We start from the raw sequence: 9,497 nt of genomic DNA, 5'->3' as shown, positions 1-9,497 counted from the left end.
ATGCCCTCCAGGGTATTTCGGTGCTCATATTTGTTATAGACTCTGCCACTCTCCTTTAGCAGTACTTTTAGGATTTCCCACGCATCATCTGTTAACATCGTTCTTGGCATAGCAACATTACGGTTAATTATTTTTGGCGAAACAATTATACCTCGTTGCTATGCCGGCTGCTTTTCATACAAAGATCAACAACCTCTAGGGGGATGAAAATTGAATGGCACTGCCCTGAGGTGATGGTGGGCCTCTCGGTGTCGGCGCTTGAATTGATCCTGGGAAACCTTTTATCAAATGCGGTGAAGTACGGCGAGGCGAAGAGCACTATTGACCTATCAGCTAAGACAACATGCCAGGATCAGTGCATTGTTACTGTGTTCAGCCAGGGCGTGCCTATTCCGGCATCGGCAGACGTGTTTGAACGATTTTACCGTTTACCTGAACACCGTACCGGAGTGGCTGGCAGCGGGCTGGGTTTAGCGCTGGTTAAACAAACGCTGGAAAATTATCAGGGGTCTGTGTGTTTTGCCGCTAGGGAGAATGGCAATGCGTTTACCGTGACACTGCCGGTGGTTAGTCCTCAGCAAACCTTAATTACCGAGCCTGGGCAGTCTGCAAAAGCCTACGACAGTGCGCTGGCACTGATGTCGGCCGACAAAGTGTTGCAGCTTGATAAAAACGAACAACAAGCCGCCAATGAACTGGTGATTGTCGAGGACGATCCGGACATGAGTTGGATCCTGGCGAATAAGCTTAGTGGTCACTTTTCGGTAAACACCGTTGATAGCGGTCAGGCGGCGATCGAACGGATAACCGAACATATCCCCGACATTGTTATCCTCGATTTTATGCTGCCGGATATTACCGGTTATCAGGTGCTCCAGGCTGTTCGTGGGAATGAACTTACCTGCCACATTCCGGTATTAATGCTAACGGCCAAACACGACCGCGATACCCGTTTACGTAGCAAGGAGGCGCTGGTCGATGCGTTTCTGACCAAGCCCTTTGACGACGAGGAGCTGGTATTAACCCTGTTTAACCTTCTGCAAATTCGCCAGCTTATCGGGCAAAAGGCGAATACGGCATTAACCGGTCAGCAACAAGAGCCGGTGTTTGATTCCCCTTCAGATCAACAGTTTTACAATAAACTTAATGCGGTACTTAATGAGTGTGCGGTTGACGCTGACTTTGGGCTGTCTCAGTTAGCCGATCAGTTATTTATCAGTGAGCGGCAGCTACAGCGCAAATGCAAATCGGTTTTTAACCTGACCCCCAACGCCTATATTCGCAATTACCGGCTGCAAAAGGCGCGTCAGTTACTGGAACAGGGCGAAAGGGTTTCCCTGGTTGTGGAACAATGCGGATTTTCATCCCATTCCTATTTTTCGCAGTGCTTTAAAGCGCTGTTTAATGTTACCCCCTCTGAGTTTATCGACCGACACCCGCGGCATTAGGTGTTATGGCTAAGTTGTCGCATTTCTGGCATTAAATGGCGGATCTTTGATAGCTCAGGCAACCTGTCTGGTTATAGGCTAACCATAGCGTATTTTATTGGTCAGTCTTTTGAGGTTTGTGATGGACGTTGTTGTGGTCGTCGTGTTCTTCATTCTCGCCCTTTTTGCCCTGGTTAAACGCTGGTCCGTGCCACCCCAGGAATTAGTTGATGACTACTATAAGGTAGCCAATGTGAAGGTCTGGCGACAGGAGCAGACTATCCAGTTTGGTGCACAAAAGATGCCAGTTGGTGACATTTCCCGATTGGCTATTGAAGGCCGCGGTAAGCCAAATAAATTCCCCACCCTGGTGCTGTATTTCGTGGATCCGAACGTAAAAGAGTGGGAAATCGCCCGCTTTCCGCCCACCCGGATAGATGAGGCAAATAGTGTACAAAGTCTGATTCGAGAGGCCGTTGAGAAGGCCGGTGGGCGCTCGTTAGTTTGCCTGGACTGCTTTAGTGATTAATTTGAGGACTGACCATAGATCTGTTCTGCACGGTTAAACAACACCCAGGACGTTAAAATGTATTTATGATCACTAACCGGTACCTGACCACGATGGGTGTGAGTAAAATAAGCTGGCGCTATTACCATACGGCCAGCCCTGGGTTGAATAGATTTATTTTGATAGTAAAAATCAGTACTGCCGCCTTCCTCAACGTCATTGAGGTAGAACATAAACAATAAAATACGATGCAGGGGCTCACAATGAGGGCCCTGAGGATATACTTCAGAGTGCCAGTAGGGATAACCCCCGTTGCCTTGCTCATACCGCTGGGCATTTATATCGCCGGTACGAAACAGATGGCGCATTAATCCCGGCAGCGCTGGGATACCAATGTCAGCAAAGTTATCGGCGGTAAGCTTAACCGGTTGACCGGTTTGCGGATCGGGCAGGGTAAGCCCCAGCGGACCAACAATCGCGAAATAGTATTTTTTCAGGTAATCGTGGATGGCATTGCCAACGGCTTGCATCACCTGAGCTCTCATCGGGGCAAACTCACTGGCCTGACTAAACGAGACATCCAGTGAACGCTTTTTATCGGTATCCACCCCTCCGCCAGTACGACCAGTTTGTAACTGCTTACTCTTATTGAAGGCATCTATTATCTGCTGGCATAGCGCCGGCGCTAACGCATCGTCGAGCACTTCAATAAAATCCGTCATGATTACTTTTCCTGATATAAGTGGCTGGCTAATTTGTCGCGTATGTCAGCAGGGATGGGTGACGCTTTGCCTGCCGCGTAATCAAAATGTACCATTGTGGTGGAGCCGGATGCACAGCACTGTTGATTTTGCCATGCCTCCTGGTAGGTTTCGAATGAACTATTACCAATGCGCTTTACCCAGGTTTTTATTGTTACCGGTTTGCCATAATAAAGTTGGGCGCGAAAATCGACCTGGTAACTGGCTAAAATCAAAGGCCAGCCGTCCACTTCCAGGGTTGGCATAAACATTTTAAATAACGGCGCACGGGCTTCTTCAAACCAGACCACCATAACCGTATTACCTACATGGCCTGCGCCATCGGTTTCGCTAAAGCGAACCGTTAAATCCGTTTCAAACATGCGTCACCTATTTCAGCATGGGTTTTAAGAATCGCCCGGTATGGGAAACATCGCTGTTGGCAATCTCTTCCGGCGTACCCTCAGCAATAATTTGTCCGCCTCCGGAGCCACCCTCCGGGCCAAGGTCAACAATATAGTCAGCGGTTTTAATCACATCAAGATTATGCTCAATCACCACCACGGTGTTACCGTGATCCCGCAGACGATGAAGTACTGCCAGTAACTGTTTGATGTCGTGGAAGTGCAGGCCGGTTGTCGGCTCATCCAGAATATACAGGGTTTGGCCAGTATCCCGTTTCGACAGTTCTTTGGCCAGTTTTACCCGCTGTGCCTCACCACCGGATAGCGTGGTAGCCGATTGGCCCAGACGCACATAGGATAACCCTACGTCCATTAGGGTTTGCAGTTTACGGGCGATGGCCGGAATAGCGTCGAAGAAATGCCGGGCATCCTCAATGGTCATTTCCAGCACTTCGTGGATATTTTTGTCTTTAAACTTAATTTCCAGGGTTTCGCGGTTATAGCGCTTGCCTTTACACACATCACAGGGCACGTATACGTCTGGCAGAAAGTGCATTTCTACCTTGATTACTCCGTCGCCCTGACAGGCTTCGCAACGTCCGCCTTTTACGTTAAAGCTAAAGCGGCCCGGCTTGTAACCCCGTGAGCGCGCTTCCTGGGTACCCGAGAAAATTTCCCGGATAGGTGTAAAAATACCGGCATAAGTGGCCGGATTAGAACGCGGCGTGCGGCCAATAGGGGACTGGTCGATATCAACCACTTTATCGAGCAGATCCAGACCTTTCATCGACTTATACGGCGCGGGTTCACTGGTTGTGGCTTTATTTAACTCACGTTGGGCAATCTTATAGAAAGTATCATTCACCAGAGTCGACTTGCCCGAACCGGATACCCCGGTTATGCAGGTCATAACGCCTGTTGGTACCCGCAGCGTGACGTCTTTAAGATTGTTGCCGGTAGCGCCAGCTAATTCCAGCCACTGCCCGTCCTTAGCTGGATTGCGCACGGCCGGAATCTCAATTTTCTCTTTGCCGGATAAATATTTACCGGTAAGCGACTGTTCGTTACTGACGATATCCTCAAGGCTGCCCTGGGCAATGATTTCACCACCATGGACGCCGGCGCCAGGGCCAATATCAATGATAAAGTCGGCATCACGAATGGCGTCCTCGTCGTGTTCAACTACCAGTACGGTATTGCCCAAATCGCGCAGGTGCGTAAGGGTTTTCAGCAGTCGCTCATTGTCGCGCTGATGCAGGCCAATTGACGGCTCATCTAACACGTACATCACGCCAACCAGGCCCGCCCCAATCTGGCTGGCCAAACGAATACGCTGCGCCTCGCCACCCGATAAGGTTTCTGCGCTGCGTGACAGACTCAGATAATTAAGTCCGACATTGACCAGAAAACGCAAACGGTCGAGAATTTCTTTCAGTATTTTATCGGCGATTTGTGCCCGCTGGCCGGAGAGTTCCAGGTTTTCGAAAAAATCAAACGCACCGGCAATCGACATATCGGCCACGGTCGGCAGGTTAGTCTGGCCGATAAATACATGACGGGCTTCGGTGCGTAAACGCGTTCCACCGCAGCTGTTACAGGGCTGTTGACTCAAAAATTTAGACAGCTCTTCGCGCACCGTATTTGACTCAGTTTCGCGATAACGGCGTTCCATGTTAGGGATAATCCCTTCAAAGGGGTGCTTACGCTCCATAATATCGCCGCGGTCGTTGATGTAGCGGAAATTTATCGACTTGCCTTTTGAGCCGTACAGCACAATGTCACGGAACTCTTTGCTCAGCTCGCCAAATGGCGCAGTGAGGCTGAATTCATAATGATCGGCAACGGCCTGGAGCATCTGAAAATAGTAATAGCTGCGTTTGTCCCATCCGCGAATGGCTCCCCCCGCCAGACTTAACTCATCATTAACCACCACTTTGAACGGGTCGAAGAATTGTTTAGTCCCTAAACCGTCGCAGGTACCACAGGCGCCCGCCGGGTTGTTGAACGAGAACATGCGAGGTTCCAGTTCACTGATACTGTAGCCACAGTGAGGGCAGGCGAAATTGGCCGAGAACACAATTTCCGGTTCGCTGGCGTCATCCATATAAGCCACTTTGGCGTTGCCGTTGGCCAGTTGTAAGGCGGTTTCAAACGACTCAGCCAGACGTAACTGCAAATCATCGCGCACTTTAAAACGGTCGATGACCACTTCGATGGTGTGTTTTTTATGTAAATCGAGCTCCGGCGGATCCGACAGATCACACACTTCACCATCAATCCGGGCGCGAATGTAACCCTGGGCAGCCAGTGACTGCAGAGTTTTTACGTGTTCGCCTTTACGATCCTGAACGATGGGCGCCAGCAGCATAAGCTTAGTGCCTTCCGGCATCGCCAATACCTTATCCACCATCTGGGAGATGGTCTGGGCATCCAGTGGCACATCGTGATCCGGGCAACGTGGGGTGCCCACCCGGGCAAACATTAAACGTAGGTAATCGTATATTTCGGTAATGGTCCCCACAGTTGAACGGGGGTTATGCGAGGTGGATTTCTGTTCGATCGAAATCGCCGGAGACAGGCCTTCAATATGATCCACATCGGGCTTTTCCATCATCGATAAAAACTGGCGGGCGTAGGCAGATAAGGATTCCACGTAACGACGCTGACCTTCAGCGTAGAGCGTGTCGAATGCCAGGGAAGACTTACCCGAACCCGATAAACCGGTGATAACTACCAGTTTGTCGCGGGGAATGGTGATATCGATGTTTTTGAGATTGTGCGTACGTGCACCGCGAACTTCTATTTTATCCATTCGAACCAGTTCAGAATACAAAAGAAACAGTATGCCATATACCCATGTCGCGGGTATAGGCTGTGGTGGTATGAATATGGTGCATCGGATGTTTAAGATCAGTTGCAAGCATACCATTCACCGTATTGGCTCAATTTCGTACAAAGACCAACAGGCTCTAGGGACAGGCATTTAAATTATGCTACAATTCGCGCCTTTTTTAACCCCCAGAACAGAGAAGAAAGTACCTTGAACGCCATTGAAGTCCGTGCCGCATTAACGCTTGCCGTTGTTTACGTACTGAGAATGCTAGGGTTATTTATGGTCATGCCGGTTTTGGCGGTGGCTGCAACTGAGTTTAAAGACTACTCGGTGATGCTGGTGGGCGTGGCTATTGGCGGGTATGGATTAACGCAGGCTGCGCTGCAAATTCCCATGGGCATGTTGTCGGATAAATGGGGGCGCAAACCGGTTATTTTGCTCGGGCTTTCGGTGTTCGCTCTGGGCAGTATTATCGCCGCCATGGCCGATTCAATGATGTGGCTTATTGTCGGGCGTATTCTGCAGGGCGCGGGCGCTATTGCCGGTGCTATTATGGCATTGGCTACCGACGTAACCCGCGAGCAGCAGCGGGCCAAAGTGATGGCCATTATTGGCATTGCTATTGGTTTTTCATTTTACATCGCGGTAGTGATCGGGCCGTTAATTGCCGAAGGCTGGGGTTTGGCCGGGGTATTCTGGGTCACCGGTATTCTGGCCTTGTGTTGTTTACCTTTGGTGAAGTGGGCGGTGCCTGACAGCCCCAAACAGCTTAATGCCGACACCCTGCCGCGCATGGATCAGGTATGGCAACTGTTTACTTCTCGTGATTTATGGCGTCTGAATGTGAGCGTTATGCTGCTGCACATGATGATCACACTGTTATTTGTGCAGATACCCGCCACCATGGTGAAGCTGGGTATGCCGCTGGATAATCACTGGACAATCTACCTACCGGTGTTACTGGTTTCGGTAATGTTGCTGGCTATGATGATGCGCAGCAGTCGCGGCCGTACGCCGCGTCCGATGTTACTGGCGGCGGTAATTATGCTTGGCAGTGCCTTTGTATTGTTGCCTTCGGCGGGGCAGAGTTGGTGGTTACTGGGCGCTGGCCTACTGATATTTTTTACCGGTTTTAACTATCTGGAAGCGAATTTTCCGGCGCTGCTGTCGACCATTGCACCGGCTGGTCAGAAGGGCACGGCCATGGGCATTTACGCCAGCTTTCAGTTTTTTGGTGCATTCCTGGGCGGCATTCTTTCCGGTGCCGTTACAGCGCAGGCTGGCCCCACTTCAGCCTATTACACCGGTGCCGTTATCGCCTTAGTTTGGTGTGTGATAGTGGCGGGTATTCGCGCCGGCGAAAAGCTCAAGCGCGTGGCCCTTACCGTGCCTAACAATACACAGCCTGAGGCTAGTCAGTTAGCCGAACTAAACGGCATAAAGGGCGTAGTGGAGTATGTTTTTGATGCCAGCCAGAATCAGTTATATCTGAAGGTTAACACTGAGTTTGACGAGCTCAACGCCCGGGCTGTCATCAGGCAGTGGGGTTAAACCACTGCCACGAAGATGGCCAGCTTGCTGCGACTATTTTGCGGCAGCCGGACGGACATGAAATATCCCCACCTCGGCATTGGTTACTTCTACCTCAGTACCGGCAGCGATTGGCTCATCACATTGGACTGACCAACTTATACCCGAGTATTTATGCGAACCAGGCGCTTCGGGTGCAATAGCCTCAGACAGGCGAAACCGTAAGCCGTTGAAATCACCTTTTACCGTTTTCTTTTCTACCTGTTGCTGCATTTGCTTAAGCGGCTTATACAGTACCAGTGCAATAATAGCAGTTAGTACAGCGCAACAGAAAAAGGCGTTGATGTAGGTGGCTTCAAGCACGCCGGTATAAAAAATGCCGGCGGTGATAAGCGCTGCCAAACCCACAAAAAACAGCACAAAGGTGGCAAAACCCAGTATCGCCACCTCAATGATTAACAATACTAAACCGGTAACTACCAGCACTGTGGTGACATTTGCGTATATCCAGTCCATAGGCGTTAGTCTTTGTTGTTCATTTTATTAATGATAGCCATGGCCTGCGTTACCAGGCTGGCCGCTTCAGTATTGCCGTCGGGTAGCAATACAATCGACGACTCTTTGGCAATCGCCTGTTTGGCTTCGATGGCTTTGGTAGCCAGGTCGAGCTGAATGGCTTTTTGACCTTCTTCGGTATCGGCCGCTTCACCCACCTTACGTAAAGCCTCAGCCTGGGCTTCGGCAACCGCCAGAATCGCCTTGGCTTCACCTTCGGCTTTGAGTACCTGTTCGGCTTTATCGGCCTCTGCAGCCAGTACCACTGATTGTTTAGCACCCTCAGCACGGTTAATTGCGGCCTGACGATCACCTTCTGACTCGAGGATTTGCGCGCGCTTGACTCGCTCGGCTTTCATCTGCGCTTCCATGGCTTCCATTACCGAGTTAGGCGGCACGATGTCTTTAATTTCGTAACGCAGTACCTGAATGCCCCAGGGGCCACTGGCATCGTTAATAGAAGTTACGATATTGGTATTGAGCTGGTCGCGCTCTTCAAAGGTTTTATCGAGTTCCATTTTGCCCAGCTCTGAACGCATGGTGGTTTGCGCCAGTTGGGTAACAGCAAACACGTAATCGTCGACGCCGTAGGTGGCTTTGTATGGATCAAGCACCCGGAAATACAGCACACCGTCGACATGCAGTGAAATATTGTCTTTGGTGATAGCGCTTTGTTCCGGTACGTCAACCGCCTGTTCTTTCAGTGAGCGGTCGGCGGCAATACGGTCGATAAAGGGCACAATAAAGTTCAGGCCAGCCTCTTTGGTTGACTGGTATTTACCAAAACGTTCAACTAAATAGGCCCGGTTTTGCGGCACAAACTTGATGGATGATTTAAGTAAAATCACCACAAATATCAGGATAAACAGTTGCGGAGTGAGAATATAGTCCAGTAATACTTCCATGATTTACAGCCTCTAACTATTTTGACTTATGGAGCTTAACCCAATCAGCGCATGGGGGATACTGGCTATTTGTATCAAGGCGTAACAACCGTGCTTTGGATCAGGCGTCTTTTACCTGCAGCAGGTCCCATTTGTTGCCGTACAAATCCTCAAAAATGGCTACGGTGCCGTAGTCTTCATCGCGTGGCGCTTCTATGAATTCCACGCCCTGGCTTTGCATATGTTGGTAGTCGCGCCAGAAGTCGTTGGTTTGCAAAACGAAGAGCACCTGATCGCCGGCCTGATTACCCACCGCAATCTTATCCATTTTCGAACGAGCCAGGTTGAGCATAATGCCGGTGGAGGATAATCCGGGAGGATGAAGCAATACCCAGCGTAAGCCGTTTTTATGTTTTTCGTTGGCGATGAGCGTAAAATGGAGCACCTCAGTAAAATATGTGATAGCTTCATCATAGTCGTCTACCAGAATGCCGACGGCATTCAGGCTTTGTATGCGATCTGTCATGGCAGTGTGCTCCGAAACGTTACATGCCTGATATAACGTGACAGATTTGCCGCAATATAACCAGACTTTGCCCTGAAAATGTGTTCATAA

9 protein-coding genes and 1 pseudogene are annotated in these 9,497 nt (G+C 50.1%); 3 read left to right on the top strand and 7 right to left on the bottom strand.

Annotated elements, in window-relative coordinates:
* A pseudogene (locus C6Y40_RS25140) lies at nucleotides 1-110 on the bottom strand (IS5 family transposase); the annotation flags it as partial.
* A 93-nt stretch (nucleotides 111-203) separates the two neighbouring features.
* Here C6Y40_RS25140 and C6Y40_RS05785 point away from each other — a divergent pair.
* Nucleotides 204-1,448 (top strand): hybrid sensor histidine kinase/response regulator transcription factor, encoded by a 1,245-nt coding sequence (locus tag C6Y40_RS05785; RefSeq protein ID WP_105933769.1) that lies wholly within the window; start codon nucleotides 204-206, stop codon nucleotides 1,446-1,448.
* Nucleotides 1,449-1,581: 133 nt separating this feature from the next.
* Nucleotides 1,582-1,956 (top strand): hypothetical protein, encoded by a 375-nt coding sequence (locus C6Y40_RS05780; protein WP_205664748.1) that lies wholly within the window; start codon nucleotides 1,582-1,584, stop codon nucleotides 1,954-1,956.
* On the opposite strand, the gene C6Y40_RS05775 is transcribed toward C6Y40_RS05780, so the two are convergent.
* Genes C6Y40_RS05775 through uvrA form a run of 3 tightly spaced genes read right to left on the bottom strand, consistent with a single transcriptional unit; the run spans nucleotide 1,953 to nucleotide 5,891 of the window.
* Entirely contained in the window at nucleotides 1,953-2,657 is a 705-nt protein-coding gene (locus C6Y40_RS05775) for a 2OG-Fe(II) oxygenase (RefSeq protein ID WP_105933767.1), read from the bottom strand. The genes C6Y40_RS05780 and C6Y40_RS05775 overlap by 4 nt on opposite strands.
* A 2-nt stretch (nucleotides 2,658-2,659) precedes the next feature.
* Entirely contained in the window at nucleotides 2,660-3,058 is a 399-nt protein-coding gene (locus C6Y40_RS05770; protein WP_105933766.1) for an acyl-CoA thioesterase, read from the bottom strand.
* A 7-nt stretch (nucleotides 3,059-3,065) separates the two neighbouring features.
* On the bottom strand, nucleotides 3,066-5,891 hold the full coding sequence (uvrA, locus tag C6Y40_RS05765; RefSeq protein ID WP_105933765.1) for an excinuclease ABC subunit UvrA: 2,826 nt from the start codon (nucleotides 5,889-5,891) through the stop codon (nucleotides 3,066-3,068).
* A 228-nt stretch (nucleotides 5,892-6,119) separates the two neighbouring features.
* Between uvrA and C6Y40_RS05760 the strand changes: the two genes are divergently transcribed.
* Nucleotides 6,120-7,463, top strand: coding sequence for an MFS transporter (locus C6Y40_RS05760; RefSeq protein ID WP_105933764.1), 1,344 nt, complete (start codon nucleotides 6,120-6,122; stop codon nucleotides 7,461-7,463).
* Nucleotides 7,464-7,496: 33 nt separating this feature from the next.
* Here the strand turns inward: C6Y40_RS05760 and C6Y40_RS05755 are convergent, their stop codons facing one another.
* The 3 genes from C6Y40_RS05755 to C6Y40_RS05745 form a co-directional block, all read right to left on the bottom strand.
* A complete protein-coding gene (locus C6Y40_RS05755) occupies nucleotides 7,497-7,958 on the bottom strand; it encodes an NfeD family protein (RefSeq protein ID WP_105933763.1) in 462 nt (153 codons plus the stop codon).
* Between the two features lie 5 nt (nucleotides 7,959-7,963).
* On the bottom strand, nucleotides 7,964-8,902 hold the full coding sequence (locus tag C6Y40_RS05750; RefSeq protein ID WP_105933762.1) for an SPFH domain-containing protein: 939 nt from the start codon (nucleotides 8,900-8,902) through the stop codon (nucleotides 7,964-7,966).
* Nucleotides 8,903-9,002: 100 nt separating this feature from the next.
* The gene (locus tag C6Y40_RS05745) at nucleotides 9,003-9,407 is read right to left on the bottom strand and encodes a VOC family protein (protein WP_105933761.1); all 405 of its coding nucleotides are present in this window, start codon (nucleotides 9,405-9,407) and stop codon (nucleotides 9,003-9,005) included.
* Nucleotides 9,408-9,497: the final 90 nt, after the last annotated feature.

Origin of the sequence: Marisediminitalea alba, assembly GCF_002993365.1 — a bacterium.
Lineage (GTDB): Bacteria > Pseudomonadota > Gammaproteobacteria > Enterobacterales > Alteromonadaceae > Alteromonas > Alteromonas alba.
This window is presented reverse-complemented; position numbering and strand designations above follow the sequence as displayed.